Annotated in this window: 14 protein-coding genes; 9 read left to right on the top strand and 5 right to left on the bottom strand. The window is 46.0% G+C overall.

Translation table 11 applies throughout. The features are described from left to right. Position 1: 1 nt before the first annotated feature. Both codB and CWB99_RS13715 read right to left on the bottom strand, forming a co-directional pair. A complete protein-coding gene (gene codB / locus CWB99_RS13720) occupies positions 2-1,225 on the bottom strand; it encodes a cytosine permease (protein WP_138551694.1) in 1,224 nt (407 codons plus the stop codon). Positions 1,226-1,310: 85 nt separating this feature from the next. Continuing rightward, positions 1,311-1,769 (bottom strand): DUF4920 domain-containing protein, encoded by a 459-nt coding sequence (locus tag CWB99_RS13715; RefSeq protein ID WP_138551658.1) that lies wholly within the window; start codon positions 1,767-1,769, stop codon positions 1,311-1,313. A gap of 208 nt (positions 1,770-1,977) precedes the next feature. Here CWB99_RS13715 and CWB99_RS13710 point away from each other — a divergent pair, with 208 nt between their 5' ends. Then, positions 1,978-2,496 carry a hypothetical protein gene (locus CWB99_RS13710; protein ID WP_138551657.1) on the top strand — a complete coding sequence of 173 codons (519 nt, stop codon included), beginning with the start codon at positions 1,978-1,980 and terminating at the stop codon, positions 2,494-2,496. 86 nt (positions 2,497-2,582) lie between these two features. Here the strand turns inward: CWB99_RS13710 and CWB99_RS13705 are convergent, their stop codons facing one another. After that, complete coding sequence (locus tag CWB99_RS13705) at positions 2,583-4,517, bottom strand: hypothetical protein (RefSeq protein WP_138551656.1); 1,935 nt, start codon at positions 4,515-4,517, stop codon at positions 2,583-2,585. A gap of 135 nt (positions 4,518-4,652) precedes the next feature. Next, positions 4,653-5,114: a flavodoxin family protein gene (locus CWB99_RS13700; RefSeq protein ID WP_138551655.1), complete on the bottom strand. Its 462-nt coding sequence runs from the start codon at positions 5,112-5,114 to the stop codon at positions 4,653-4,655. A 68-nt stretch (positions 5,115-5,182) separates the two neighbouring features. On the opposite strand from CWB99_RS13700, the gene soxR reads away from it, so the two are divergent. The 5 genes from soxR (at position 5,183) to CWB99_RS13675 (ending at position 9,414) form a co-directional block, all read left to right on the top strand. After that, positions 5,183-5,710 carry a redox-sensitive transcriptional activator SoxR gene (soxR, locus tag CWB99_RS13695; protein WP_138551654.1) on the top strand — a complete coding sequence of 176 codons (528 nt, stop codon included), beginning with the start codon at positions 5,183-5,185 and terminating at the stop codon, positions 5,708-5,710. Further along, the gene (locus CWB99_RS13690) at positions 5,707-7,494 is read left to right on the top strand and encodes a DUF885 domain-containing protein (RefSeq protein ID WP_138551653.1); all 1,788 of its coding nucleotides are present in this window, start codon (positions 5,707-5,709) and stop codon (positions 7,492-7,494) included. Before soxR ends, CWB99_RS13690 begins: the two co-directional genes overlap by 4 nt. 182 nt (positions 7,495-7,676) lie before the next feature. Continuing rightward, on the top strand, positions 7,677-8,252 hold the full coding sequence (locus tag CWB99_RS13685) for a hypothetical protein (protein WP_138551652.1): 576 nt from the start codon (positions 7,677-7,679) through the stop codon (positions 8,250-8,252). 36 nt (positions 8,253-8,288) lie between these two features. Next, the gene (locus CWB99_RS13680; protein ID WP_138551651.1) at positions 8,289-8,657 is read left to right on the top strand and encodes a hypothetical protein; all 369 of its coding nucleotides are present in this window, start codon (positions 8,289-8,291) and stop codon (positions 8,655-8,657) included. A 295-nt stretch (positions 8,658-8,952) separates the two neighbouring features. Next, positions 8,953-9,414, top strand: a complete 462-nt coding sequence (locus CWB99_RS13675) for a GyrI-like domain-containing protein (protein ID WP_138551650.1) — start codon at positions 8,953-8,955, stop codon at positions 9,412-9,414. Here CWB99_RS13675 and CWB99_RS13670 read toward each other — a convergent pair. Beyond that, the gene (locus tag CWB99_RS13670; RefSeq protein ID WP_138551649.1) at positions 9,411-10,904 is read right to left on the bottom strand and encodes a DUF3612 domain-containing protein; all 1,494 of its coding nucleotides are present in this window, start codon (positions 10,902-10,904) and stop codon (positions 9,411-9,413) included. The two genes, CWB99_RS13675 and CWB99_RS13670, sit on opposite strands and share 4 nt — an antisense overlap. A gap of 304 nt (positions 10,905-11,208) precedes the next feature. On the opposite strand from CWB99_RS13670, the gene CWB99_RS13665 reads away from it, so the two are divergent. The 3 genes from CWB99_RS13665 to CWB99_RS13655 all read left to right on the top strand — a co-directional run bounded on the left by CWB99_RS13665 (position 11,209) and on the right by CWB99_RS13655 (position 14,570). After that, positions 11,209-11,700: a malate synthase gene (locus CWB99_RS13665; RefSeq protein WP_138551648.1), complete on the top strand. Its 492-nt coding sequence runs from the start codon at positions 11,209-11,211 to the stop codon at positions 11,698-11,700. A gap of 365 nt (positions 11,701-12,065) precedes the next feature. Beyond that, a complete protein-coding gene (locus CWB99_RS13660; protein ID WP_138551647.1) occupies positions 12,066-12,257 on the top strand; it encodes a hypothetical protein in 192 nt (63 codons plus the stop codon). A 177-nt stretch (positions 12,258-12,434) separates the two neighbouring features. Beyond that, a complete protein-coding gene (locus CWB99_RS13655; RefSeq protein WP_171045343.1) occupies positions 12,435-14,570 on the top strand; it encodes a cation:dicarboxylate symporter family transporter in 2,136 nt (711 codons plus the stop codon). Positions 14,571-14,599 lie beyond the last annotated feature (29 nt).

Genomic DNA, 14,599 nt, shown 5'->3' with positions numbered 1-14,599 from the left:
GTTATCGCGCAATACGACTCTCCCACCGAGAAACAACCGAATAACAGAGTGCAGCCGAAAGCACGGCATTTAGGGGGACAATGCCAGGCAACAGATGCCCAAGCAACACGCCCACAAAGACAGCAACAATGGCACTCCAACGCACAGTTTGCCATTGCATTTGCTCAAATGCATGGTAACGCGGTTTATTGATTAGATAATCGGCTATCAGCACTCCACCAATTGGCGGAATGGCCGCAGACAAAAAAGTAAGCCAACTGACAAAGTGATTGTAGAGCCACAGCGCACTGAGTGTGCCAATCAGTCCATTGATCACAGCCAGATTGCGACTGGACCAGCCGGTGATATTCGCAAAACCAAGTCCTGAGGCATACAATGCATTGTCATTTGTCGTCCAAATGTTCAGACCTAAAACCACAATGGCGGGAATAAGTAAACCTTGCAGCATCAACACCTGTGCAATGTCAGATTCCCCCATTACCGCACCACCGGCAGCGCCAAAAATGAACATTAAGCTGTTACCCAGAAAAAAGGCAATTAGCGTGATCAGCACCGCACTTGAGGGCCGGCGGGCAAAACGCACAAAGTCGGCAGTTAACGTACCTGCTGAAATAAACGACCCAACCACCAATGCGATCGCAGCACTCATAGGCATAGGATCTGCTGGTACCAGTGACTGTAGCTCGCTGATCCCGCCAACTTCTTGCACAGCAAGCCACACGGAGTACCCTCCCAGCAAAGCAATCGCTGGCACAGCAAGGACAGACAGCGCCATTAAAGCGGATATACCGAAATAAACCGTTGTGGTCATTGCAAGGCCAGCCAAAATGATCAGTACATTGGTATCGAACCCTGTTGCCTTGTGGACAGGTATGGCAAACATCGCCACCCCAACACCAAACCAGCCGACCTGAGTGCCGCCCAAAAGCATAGAAGGCAGCCAAGATCCCTTCACACCAAATGAAAATCGTGCCAGTAAATGAGTAGACAATCCGGTGGATGCACCTATATAACCCAGTGCAGAGGTGTATATACCCAGCAATAAGTTACCGACTAATACTGCCAGAAAAAAATCATCAAATGAAAGCCCCGTACCCAGGGTGCCTCCAGTCCACATACTGGCGGAGAAAAATGTGAGTCCCAGCATCAGCAGGGATAAAGCAATGCCTCCTTTTCTGGCTGACTCTGGAACGGGCTTGAGCCCATAGTTACTGTCTTCAGTCACATTGTGGCCTTTTTGGTATAGCAAAGGTAAAACCTAAGTACAGCACACAACAGTGGAAACATTATGGAGTCTATCCGGCGCTTTCTCAGAGGATCGTGACTGCGCGGGGCTTGATTCTGTATACAGTGATCGGCTTCTGTATCGCATCTGCATCAAACACTTCGCCATTTTCTTCGGCTTTGTGAGCCAGATACCTACGCGATTTTTCCAATGTCAGCTCAAACACTTCGAACCGACCTGTTGCATAGGCAGTTTTGCCCACTGCCGACATTGGAAATACCATGTCACCATCACGTACTTTTACAGTGATTTGCTCTGTGTTGTCTACATTCAGCGTCATCCAGCAACCACGCTTTTTACATACTTTGGTCACTGTGCCTTTCACCGTTACCTCACTCTGATGATACTGCTGCGCCTGACTCAGTAACTTTGTTGCGTCAATCACATTGGTTCGGTCAGCACCACCGGCAAACTCCAATGACTGAGCCTGAGCTGGCGATATACACAAAGCAAGTAGTAAACCCAGCACCGTTCTTGTAACCATATTCATCCTCGTATTTAGCGATGGCGCGTGGTTGTTATGGATCAGATATTCATAACAAGCTTTTGCCGATTTCGAAGTCCCCAAACAGGTAGTATACAAGCAGGCTACTTAAAAGACATCCTATTTACAAAGCATTACGCACCGTATTGCAAGTTTAACCAGTTACATTTACCTTAAATGGGTAAACACTATCACAAAGGAAAATAGTATGAATAAGATGATCAAATCTGCTTTAGCACTCACAACAATAACAATGCTGAGCGCAACCGCACAAGCTTCACCACAACAGTGGCAGGGTTATTACAAAGGTCAGTGCGAAGTCATCTCACCTGCTCGCGGAACGCTTTACCAATTTCCAATGTCACTTGAGGTCGGCGCATCTGTAGACGACAAAGCTGACTGGATCGTGACTTATGGAGAAGGCGCGCGTAAAAATGTTCGCAATTACAGCTTGCTGACAATCAACGAAAACCTGGGCCATTATGCTATTGATGAAAACAATGGCGTTGTCATTGATCAATACCTGCTAAACGATGAGTTCTTAAGCCTGTTTGAAATCGGCAGTACCAAGCTACAAGTGTCTTACAAGCTCGACAGCAACGGTACGATTGACGTTAACATGAATACATTCAGCGTCGACCCAATCCGTGAGTCAAAAGTTGGACACACGGTTGTCTCCAATTATCAGGGCAATACCCAGCAAAGATGTAAGCTGTTTAAGTGGTAAGCACACTAAACAAGCGTGCCTGATTCGGGCTGTTATATAACGGTAAAAGCGGGTTTTCACCCGCTTTTACTCATTCAGTTTAGTGATTAACCGCCACCACCCCCCGTCACTGTGCCTTCAACCGTTACCATGACATCCACGCCTTCCGAACGTATTCTGTACTGGATACTGGTGATCTGCATACGGTCTTGCGACAAAAACAGATTGATCACTGGCCCATCATCATCCTGTCCATAATTCACCTGAATACGAGGCTCTTCCAGTTCTGCTCCGGTACGATCGTCGATTCTTGTTATGTCGCTTTGTGCGTAAGTGATACCAGTGTCAAAGTCGATAGCGCCATCTGAGCCTATCACCACAGTGCCACGTGTATGACCGGTTCCGGTTACTCTATACTCTCCTGCTTTTGCGGTTACCAGGTCCAGGTTAGTAACACCTGCAGCGATAAATGAACCCAGTAATTGATTTTCCATAGTAAACAAGTTGATTTCCTTAATGCCTGTTGCTGTTACAGACACCTTGTACATAAACCCGCCATCGTCTTTGTAAACATATTCAGATCCTTCCATCATCACACCATCAAGCGACATTTCGTCTCCATTGTTTGCGTCCGGATCGGTGTCTATAAACATCATGCCTGAACTTGAGAATGTAAATTTAACTTTCTGACCGTCGGCATAACTGCTGCCGTTATTCGCTAACATAAACATCAATTCGAATACCTGGCCTTTGAGCACTTCTGGCAGCATTACGTCATTATTGTCATTGCCAGTCAGCGTCCAGGTATAAGTTAAATCAGATGAGACAGTTACCCCCTGAGTTGTCACTGAATAACGCACAGAGACCACAATTTCGGTTGCTGAGCTGCTCACCAATTCAAATACCAGATCATTCACTGTCAGGCTTTGTTGAACAAGCGAATCCTCAATCTGCTTTTTGATGGTTTCAAGATCATTGGGGTCTGGCGCAGGTACGTCATTGATAGTGATTTTGGGTATTTCTGTCGTGACACCCGCCACGGTCGAAGTACCTGTGATGGTCAAAGTGTTGCCTTCACCGGTATTGTCACCGCCTGAATCACCTCCTGATCCAGAAGATAAACCGCCGGGCACAAAGTCCAGCTCAAGCGAGCCAAGATCCAAGCCGGCAAAAATGTCACCCAACCCTTCAAGCGTTTTCTTGATGTTGTCCAAAGAAAAAGTTGTATTGAGGTCAGCTGTTAACCCTACCTGTTGTGCGTATGCCTGAATGGCACTGGTATATTCACTGATAAAATTACTGGCGTTGTACAAAGGTGATTCGAACACTTTATCGCCAACCTTTCCGTCAATCGTTAAATCCAGAAAGTCAGCACGTAATGCATCAACAATGGCTAATGCCGGTGAACTCGACGAATCACCGAGCTGAGCCAGTGCGGCAAGAGAAACAGCATATATTCCTGCCTGATCACTACTTGCGGTCACACCGCTGTTCGCACCGATTAACTGAGGTGGAGCGGTTATGTCGGTCAGAGCCGGAGCCAGGGCGACACGCACCTGCTCATTGACCAACTCAATGGCTGAGGTACTTGTGGCCCCTGTATTCAATATGGCTGTTGCAGCAATTTCGGTCAGTGTTGTGACCCCAACTTCAGACTGAAAAGCCCCCAGAACAGCACGTAGCGTGGCATCAGCCGGTAAAGCCAGAAAGGTACCTTTGGCCTCATCAAAGTATTCAGCGTTTCCTCCGCCAATTACCTCGACAATAAAGGGCTCGGTAATTGCTGACGAAAGCGATATGGTTGCAACGCCGGACTCTCCGGTGTTACCGGTAGCCCCTTCAATTGGCGTATTATTGGCAAGTAGAACAAGCCTGACTGTGGCATTTCGGGTTAGCCCCAAAGCCGGGCTCACTTTGATTTCTGTGGTTTGTGCAGTTGTGTCTGGCGTTTTAGTATTGTCGTCGTCATCGTCTCCCAGGCAGGAGGCAAGAATGAAAACTGACAATATAACAAGCCAGTTGCGCAGCTTGTATATCTTCATGGGTAATTCCTGGTTTCGACGGTTACTGATATTGCTATGCACAGAGCCTGACAATCGGTTCTCCGTGACACAGCAATGACAGTTTAGTTTAATGAAATAATTAACGCCTATTTTTTAACCAGAAAAATTCATTTTTTATTTGTCTCCCTCAAACGGATACTGATGATGAATTTGACTGTGGCAGATCATACCCAGGTATTCACAGGTTCTTTGGAATACCTCAATAAAGCACTTTGGTGCAGCTCCTTTAATCGAATTTGAAAGTATCGAAAACCTTTTATTACGCAGCTTTCTCAATTCTGGCTGCAGTGCTTCGTCATCCATAAACTCGGTGATACGGTCAAAGAATGCCTTCATTCTGGGCGTCATTGCATACCAGTAAACTGGCGACGCAAAAACAATATGATCATAGTTCAGTAAGCGACGAAACAAGGTGCGAAAACCATCATCACTATTGGTGTGATTATAGCAATAGTCATTAATTTCATAATCATCGAGATAAATACAATCAGCTTGTAATTCTGGTGCCAACGTTTGTACCGAATGCGCAGTATTCCCATATTTTTTTGAACTTGAGTATAAAATGACTGATTTCATAGTGGTTCTCCATTGTATTATTTGCTGTTAGTCTAAAACCTCAACCAAGATTCAGGTAAAGCAAAACAATGACGACAAACAATAAACCGGAGCGGGACGAACCTAGACTCAGTGTCGGACAGGTCGCGAAACGTGCAGACGTCGCAGTGTCAGCACTTCACTTCTATGAAAACAAAGGCCTGATCCGCAGCTGGCGTAATACCGGAAATCAAAGACGATACAAAAAAGATGTCTTACGCCGCATAGCCATTATTAAAGCGGGACAAAAAATGGGGATCACTCTGGCTGAAATCAAAGAGACGCTGATGGCATTGCCACACAGCGATACCCCAAGTAAACAAGACTGGGCAAATATGTCCAGACAATGGCAGGCAAAGTTGGATGAAAAAATCGCCTACATGCAACGTGTCCGTGACATGGTGGATGGCTGCATAGGGTGTGGCTGTTTATCCATGAGCCGCTGTCCCATGTACAACCCGGAAGATGTAATGGCTCAGGCAGGCACAGGAGCTGTCCTTATTGATAGCCCGGTGCAGGCAAAGGCAGTTAAATCTTGTTATGATAAGAAAAACCATATAAAAGGAACAAGCGAATGAAAAAAACGGTGATCAGCCTTTCTCTGGCGACCATCTTTACCCTTGCAGGCTGCGCTCAGACTCAAGACCAATCACAGACACAATCAATGGCCTCAGTAACCAGCCAACAGCAACAAGATGCCGCTTTTAAAACCTTTTCAGACCAGTTTATCGAACAATTATGGCAACAATATCCCGAGCTGTCCGTATATCGTGGATACGGCAAATACGATGATGTGATCACCATTCCCGATGCGGCAAATCGCGCAGCAAATCTAACTTTCATCGATGCCCAGCTGGCCAAGCTGCATTCATTTGATCCAGAAAAACTCAGCGACAATCTGAAAATTGATTATTACCTGATTGAAAACGAATTAAAAAGTACCCGCTGGGATCAGGAAAAATTCAAACGCTGGCAGTGGGATCCGAGCAGTTACAATGTGTCATACGGTTTTGCAAACATTCTAAACAGTCGCTTTAAATCCGAAGAACAAAAGCTCCGTCAGGTCCTTAATCGGCTACAATACGTCCCTGACTATTACCGTGCCGCACAGGCCAACATTGATGATCCGACGCAAGAATACACTCAACTAGGGATCCAGCAGAATAAAGGGGCATTTAGCGTACTAACCGATGATTTGCTCACTCGTGCAGATGCACTCTCTTCTTTCAGTGCACAGGAAAAAGCGCAGTTTAAACAGCGCTTTGCCAACGCTAAAACCGCAATTAACGGCTACATAGATTTCCTGTCAGGGCTTGAGCTGGAAATGCTGAAAACCGGTAAAGCACGCAGTTTTCGGATTGGTGAAGCGCTCTATGAAGAGAAGTTTGCTTTTGATATCCAGTCGGGCTACACCGCTAAACAGATGTATGAAAAAGCACTTGCCGACAAAGCACGGGTCACTGCGGAAATGGTCACGCTGACTAAGCAGCTTTGGCCGAAATACTTCCCGCAAACCGCACGCCCTGAAGATGACAGCCAAGCCATTGCGACACTGATAAAGCACCTGTCTCAGCGCCATGTCGATAAGTCTCAGTTTGTAGATGAAATCAAACGCCAGATCCCGGAACTGGAACGCTTTGTCATGGAGAAGGACTTGTTAACTTTAGATCCGGAAAAACCTCTGGTAGTTCGTCAGACTCCAGACTACATGCAGGGTTTTGCGCTGGCATCCATTTCGGCACCGGGTCCTTATGAGACAAAAGAAAACACGTATTACAACGTGGAGCCACTCGACGGTCTGACTGATGAGCAGGCTGGCTCTTTATTACGTGAATACAACCACTGGATATTGCAGATCCTCAACATTCATGAAGCAGTACCAGGCCACTACACTCAGCTTGTTTATTCCAATACCTCTCCATCTCTGGTCAAAAGTATCTTCGGTAACGGCGCCATGGTTGAAGGCTGGGCTGTGTATACAGAACGCATGATGCTTGAAGAGGGCTATGGTAATTTCGAGCCAGAAATGTGGCTGATGTACTATAAATGGAACCTTCGTGTGATCTGTAACACCATTTTGGATTACGGCATTCAGGTTAAAGGGATCAGCAAAGAACAGGGCTTAGATCTACTCATGAATGGGGCTTTCCAGGAGCAGGCAGAAGCAGAAGGCAAGTGGCGACGCGCAACACTGAGTCAGGTACAGTTAACCAGTTATTACAGTGGGTTTCGTGAAATTTACGACCTTCGCGAAGAGCAAAAGACAAAACTGCAGGACGACTTCAACCTCAAAGCATTCCATGAGCAATTTCTGAGCTATGGCAGCGCCCCGGTCAAATTCATCCGTCAGCTTATGAACTAACCAGACATATTGCACTATGCCGGGTGTATCACCCCGGCATAGCCTTCTGACATTACTCATTATATTTTCCTGTACCAGGTTAGTGTGCAAGCACTGGCAATCAAATTAGTAAAATCAATTGACCAAAAACACATCAAAAGCTACATTTTATTTTCATTAAAGCAACATGTAAGGTCACAGGAATGAAACCACTAAACTTACTCGCGAGGATCATCACGCCGTTGTGCATTTCAGCTTGCAGTGTTTCGGCACAGCAGCTAATTGCAGAGCACAATAATGAGGTTGAACTGAACAGTTATCACCAAATCATCGTCAACTGCCACAATGATCCACAGGCACTCAGGCGTATGCTTGATTATCTTCATTCATTATCGCTTGAGATGACTGTTGAGTTTTCCGGACAATGTGACGGACCGATCCTCATTGAGCGAGACGGAATCACGCTAACAGGCAGTGCTCAGGACAACGCAACCATCTCACTGCACGCTTCACATCAACAAAAAACAGCCATTGTCGTCAGTTCAGCTGTATCGTCACTCAGAAACTTTACTATTGATACGCCGGATAAGGCCCGGGTGCTGCGCATTGAAGCCAATGCCACTGTCACCATTGATGGCCTGAAAACAGCCTACGTGTTCAACCCAAAAGCACCGTTTTACCCCTTTGTTACTGATGATAATAGTACCCTGTTTGCCAGGAACCAAAACAGCTTTCAGCTTCGGGTCTCAGGGAGTTCAGTGGCAAATCTAATGGATTGAAATCAACAGGTTGCACTTAACGTCTTGGACACATCAATGGCCCGAACGACCAGCAGCAATCAGTTTAACGACGTCGAAGTCTCTGGTAACGGGTATTTTCTGGGCGACAATCAATCCAGTATTAAGTTGCTCAAAATCTGGAGCAAAGCCGTTGCAGAAGTTGACAACCAAAGTACCGTTAAGGAAATCATGATGGGCGGTCAGACCCTGTTTGCAGCTTACAATCAGTCCTCCATTACCGGTCCTTACTGGCTTTGGGGCAATGTGGTTTTTGAACTTAAAAACGCCTATGCAAGCGGGTGGCAATCTGTCGATAAACCCAACTCTATTATTTCTGGCCTCAATGCCACGGTAAATGGCACATTTTATCCCAACTGGGACTGGCACGGACAGGATGGGCAGTAGCACTCATACTGTTTGTCGCTTTGTATTGTGGTGCGCTCATCTGGCGCCACAATACGCCTAAAGACATGGAGATTTTTCTTCCCACTTGCTTGCCTAAAGTTCACACTATGTTACCATTCGCTCGCTTTATAATTAGTCTAAGTGGCTATTTAATATACATATAAAATTGCAATCTCCACCTTCTATTGAAACGCTAAAAGGTCACACTCAGCATTGTGATCATGTCAGCAGACAGGGACAGATATTCGGAGTAATAGCAATTTTCGCGATATACGACGAGTAATCAGGGAATCTAATGGAAGTCAAAACGTTCACTTCACGTCAGTTTGTGGGGATCACTACCCGCACCAATAATCATTATGAGCAAACAGAGGCAGACGGTAAAATTGCCCAGTTATGGCAGAAGTTTTACCACAATTATACTTCTCTGATAGAAGACCAAGCGACGCTCTACGGTATCTATTCACATTATGAGTCAGATCAACATGGTGACTATAACGTCACGGTGGCCTGTGATTCGCCCGGTCTACTAGAGCGAGTCGATAACGACAACGCACTACAGATTTGCCGTTTTTCTGGCGGGCGCTATTTAAGCTTCGCAGCACAAGGCGAAATGCCCCAGACGGCGATTCGACTTTGGGAGCTGGTCTGGCGTTACTTCGAACAAAGTGACTGCCCGCATCAACGTGCCTTTGGCCAGGACATAGAAATTTATCATCAGAGCAATGAAGTCGAAATCGCGATTTCTATTCTCTAATCATAGCACCCAGGTTGTCGGGGACAGGCCTTGCCGCGCGTACAAATAACGCGTACATCGTTGGCAATGCCCCGCTCTATCCAGTTGATATTGAGAATCTTAGCGACACTTTGCAGCTGCTTTTTCAAATGCCACGGCACCACACTTGCCCCCCCTTGTTTAATACACAGGGCCTGTAATTCCTGCACCACTTCATTGGCATCTAAGCCCTGCGCTGCAATCGCCGGATTTAAATCAATACCGGCACACAGCACATGTGGATTATCTGCTACATCGTTGACTTTAATGGATTCACAGCAATATAGCCTGGGTTGATTGTTGACATTAAGCACGGAAAGCTGCGCACTGGCTTGCATCGCCTGCTGCTGAAATTTTCTGAACACAGCCCAATGCTGGCAGGGATCCGCAACACTGCGCATATTGCCCCAGGGCAACGGAATACCATTGCCACGATATACGGCCTTGAGTTTACCAGGCAAATAAGCATCAAAGTAATGCCAGTGGGGATAAGGCGATGCAACCGTCATCCTGCGCATGGCAACCGAAGGCGAAATTCCAAGCGCCTGGTGGATATGTGTTTCATATCCATAGGAGTCCAGAAGCTGCCGATAAGCGACTTTGGGACACAATAACGCGCCAGCAAAAAAGCTGGATTCGAAATCATGCCAGGCCGACAAAATATCCTGTGCATTAGGTGCAGATTCATCGCCATTCGTTCCACCACTGACGCCCCCGGAACCGAGCACGCACTGAAGACCTTCTCTGTTGTGCAAAACAGCATGACCAAGGTGCACCGCTAAGTCATATTTCAGCCTGGGCTGATTGTGCTGTAGCATACGATTGACATGCACTTCATTTGGGGGCGCAAAATAGGAAGTGATCACACGCTGAAACATATGACCACTCTCATCAATCACCTCTCTGGGCGCCTCATCAAACCAGTGCACAACCAGGCCCTGTGCCTTTAACATGGATAACAGGGTTTCAGCGTTTAGATAAAGGTCTTTGCCACCAACCTCTTCGGCTGCACGCTCTAAGTCTGGAAAGTGATTCTGGTGATGTTCCTGGTGAGCACGGATCAATAGATGCGCAAACTGACGTCCACTAATCCCCGTTTGAGATAACATTTCAGGAATGGCAATCTGCAAAATCTCGTTATCAAACAAAAAATTGGGTTCCAGTGCCATTCCGCTGATCCCGCCATGGCGACCCTTTTGAGGTGTAATCTCATTCACTTCAGGCTCGTTATCCAAAAACCAGTCAACCGGTTTCTGAAACACCTCCGCAAGATTCTCTAGCATTTCACTGCTGGGCGTGCGCTTTCCCCGCTCAATCATTGACAAATAGGACACAGAAGGCGCTGAATGCGGGTCAACCCGGATGCATCGGGTGGACAGATCCTCGAGTGTTAAATGATTTCGCTTGCGTAAATTGCGAATTTTGGTGCCCAGAAAGTGTGACTTTCTCATGAGTTCTGAATTTTTTTTCACCGCTTCATTCCTGTTTACGTCTGTGAGGGCGCTAACCCGCGCCTCACTACTATGCCACAACACATGGTCAGACCAGTTTTTGTAAAATTTACACTGTAAAATTCTTTTTGTGAAATTTACCGGCTTTTTTTCATACACTGAATTTGTCAACAGAAGAACCTGCATGCCGACAGGACTGTGCAGGATGTCAATAATAGTAGCGATATTTAGACGTGTGACGACAACCGGTGATTTATGAGCCAATCCGCTCTCACCTCACACTGACAACAGGTATCGGGTAACAATGGTAACTGGGAATACACACATGAAAGCACAAATTCAGCAGACAGAACTAGAAAACACCAGCACAGAATGCCAAAAGCTGATCGTCGCAAAGCAATATCTGGATCAACACTGCCCTTTGGAGTTCGGATCTCATAAAGATGTAAGTTCTTACGTTGTTTATTACAACCATCTGATGGTGTTTTTCGCCGACGGACAGCACTGTGGCTTGAAAGACTGTAAGCAGTTTGTCGCTTTGTGTGGTCACCGCGAATCGCCTAGTGCGATCTTATTGAAAAAGGCCGATGCCATGCATATTGAACTGAGTTTTGATACCGCATGTGAGCCGGGCCGTCACGATCGCGCCCATTTAAATGATGTGCAATATGAAACGCCCCTCAGTCCGGTCACGGGTGAAGGGGAACAGGGCAGCCGTATGTGGATGAGCTTTGTATCTGGTGTACAGCATGCCCTGGTCACACAACAAGACCGTAAGTGCTATCGGGCAAAAAATGGTGATGATTACAGCCTGTAACAATATCTGCAAATGCGATACAAATTCGGTATGAAGCTTGTGCCCGTAATGATACAGGCACAAGCAAGCCAAAGGAAATGCATGAAACTTGCAGTGAAGAAAGAATATGAACAACCTGACTTGAAAGTACTTCTGCCGTTTTTAACGACTCCGCCACAGAACAGAGCTGTGTGAAAACGCGCCAAACACCAGGTTAAAAACACACAGTTTACCTCTCTTGAGCATTCAATACGCCTAGAAAAAACCACCAGGATTATCAACTTTTTTATAATAATTTAAAACAAAGGTTGATAATTTATTTATTTCTAGTATCTTCAGTTCTGCCCACAATACGTTGGGTGCTAAAAAATCAAAGGATCTAAATTATGAAGCTTGTTATCAATAAAAAGAAAATGAAAAACCTGTCTATCAATGCCTCAACTTTGGTAAATGACGCAACACCTCAGGTCGCTGGTGGCCTGCGTTACACAGCTATGGACTACTGTAACACCAACGCATGTACAGCCACTTGTACACCGAGTGTAGGCGCAACATGTGGTACATCTGCAATGTGCTAATCGCCCTACCGGCCAAATTACGAGTGATGTAATTTGGCCACTTAATTCAATCACTTTCCTCCTTCTTTACACTGCATTCAGATTAATTTCAGCTAACCTCAATATAATCTCGCTCTTTTTATTTCGCGCACTGGGATTATGAAACTAGTTATCGATTGGTTAAAACGCATCAATTGGATGCTGTGGGCACTGCTGTTAGGTATAGTGTGTGGCCTGGTTTTTGGTGAACGGGTTGCATTTTTAAAACCCCTTGGCGAAGGCTTTGTTAAGCTGATGCAAATCACCATTTTCCCTTATATTGTCGTTAGTCTGGTCGTTGGCCTGGGAAAATTTAATCCGGATCAGGTTAAGTCTATTCTAATTAAGGCAACCACAGTGATGATCAGCCTGTGGCTCGTTGGGCTGGCTGTAATCTGGGCTTTTTCCCTAACCTTACCCAGTCATGATGCCGGTACTTTTTTCTCGCCCGCATTAGTTGCCAGTGCACCCGAGGTCGATTTTGTCAGCCAGTATATTCCTGCCAACCCCTTTGCTTCGATGGCCGAAGGGAATGTACCCGCACTCGTTATCTTCTGTATTGCGCTGGGACTTTCCCTGATTTCAAATGGTCAAAAGAATAACCTGCTTGATGTGCTGGAAGTAGTCGGTCAGGGTTTATCTCTGATCTCTAAGAAAATTATCAAGCTCTTCCCTATCGGGATCTTCGCCATGACTGCAAGCACCGCAGGCACCATTAGCATGGAGGAGTTAAACAACCTGCAAATTTACCTGGTGTTGGTGGCATGTCTGGGCTTTTACCTGATGTTTGCGCTGCTTCCTATGCTGGTTGCAGCATTTACCCCAGTTAAATATCGAGACCTCATCATGGTCATGCGCAATGCCTGGATCACAGCATTCAGTACGGGCAATGTTTTTATCGTATTACCGGTAATAACGGAGGGAATTAAGGCCCACCTGGCAAAAATTAAGCGCAGCGATGAAGAGTCAGACCACATTGCAGAAGTGTTGGTACCCATCGCCTATACTTTCCCAAGCCTCGGAAAACTCACCACGCTGATGTTTGTGACCTTTGCAGCCTGGCTGACTGGTAGCCCGGTCACTCTGGAACAGATGCCAAATGTAACGCTATCGGCCATGTTGAGCTATTTTGCGAATGTACATATTGCTATTCCTTACTTGCTCGATAGCCTTAAAATCCCCGCAGACAGTTATCAGCTATATCTGTCTATGTCTGTGCTGACGGCTAAAATCGTCTCACCAACCACTGTGATTTATATTTTCTCGTTTGTGCTATTGAGTATTTTCTACACCAAACGCCAGCTACACTTAAAGCGGATCCGCTCGGTCTATTACGTGACCTTACTCAGCGCCCTACTCCCGGCTTTTATGCTGCTGAGTTATTCTGCCAACAACCATTTGGCCCGGAGTACACAGGCCGCAGATGAAGTCATTGCCAATATGGTTGTATCCGATAAAGTTCCGGCGGAAGTACTCAATCATGTACCTAAAGCCTATCAGAGTGGTGAACTCTCACTGACCAATATTGAAGTGATCAAGAAGCGGGAGCTGCTCAGAGTTGGCTATCTGGTAGACAACGTCCCTTTTAGCTACTTTAACCAAAAAGGGGAACTGGTGGGCTTTGATATCAGCCTGGCACATAAGCTGGCTGCGGATCTGGATGTTAAAGTCGAGTTTATTCCATTTAAAAAAGCACAACTGGCGGAATATCTGAACAAAGGTTTTTTTGATATCGCTATGTCAGGATTAGAAATTAATATTGCAGACCTCAGCCAAGTCAGATTCAGTGATCCGGTACTTGAGTTGCAATTAGCCCTAATAGCCAAAGATCATCGCTTAAAGGATTTTGCGACACGAGAGCAAGTACTGAACCATACTAACTTGCGTTTGGCTCATGTTGAATATACCCCACTGATGCAAGATCTGGCCAAAAAATATAAACATATTGATGTTTCAGCTCTTTCAAGCCATCAGGCATTTTTCGACGCAGATGAAAAATTTGATGCCATGGTCATAAGTGCTGAGGCAGGCTTTGCCTGGAGTATGTTCCACCCAGAGTTTGGCGTTGTCGTACCAAAAGGCGCCGAACTAAAATACCCAGTTGGATTTGCTGTCGCCAAGCGCAACCTGGATATATTGAGTTTTGTCGATGCCTGGTTAACAATTCAACACAGTCAGGGCCAAATAAACAAAAGCTATGACTACTGGATCCTTGGCAAAGGCACGCAAAACAAGCAACATCGCTGGTCTTTAATCGACGAGCTTGACTACGATTTTAAGCTAGAACTCAATTAGCATGTAGCGCGTCAGGCAGCGATCTGGCG

Source organism: Pseudoalteromonas rubra, assembly GCF_005887095.1.
In the GTDB taxonomy this organism is placed as follows: Bacteria; Pseudomonadota; Gammaproteobacteria; order Enterobacterales; family Alteromonadaceae; genus Pseudoalteromonas; species Pseudoalteromonas rubra_E.
Note: the sequence above shows the minus strand (reverse complement) of the source record. Positions and strands in the feature narration are given on the sequence as shown.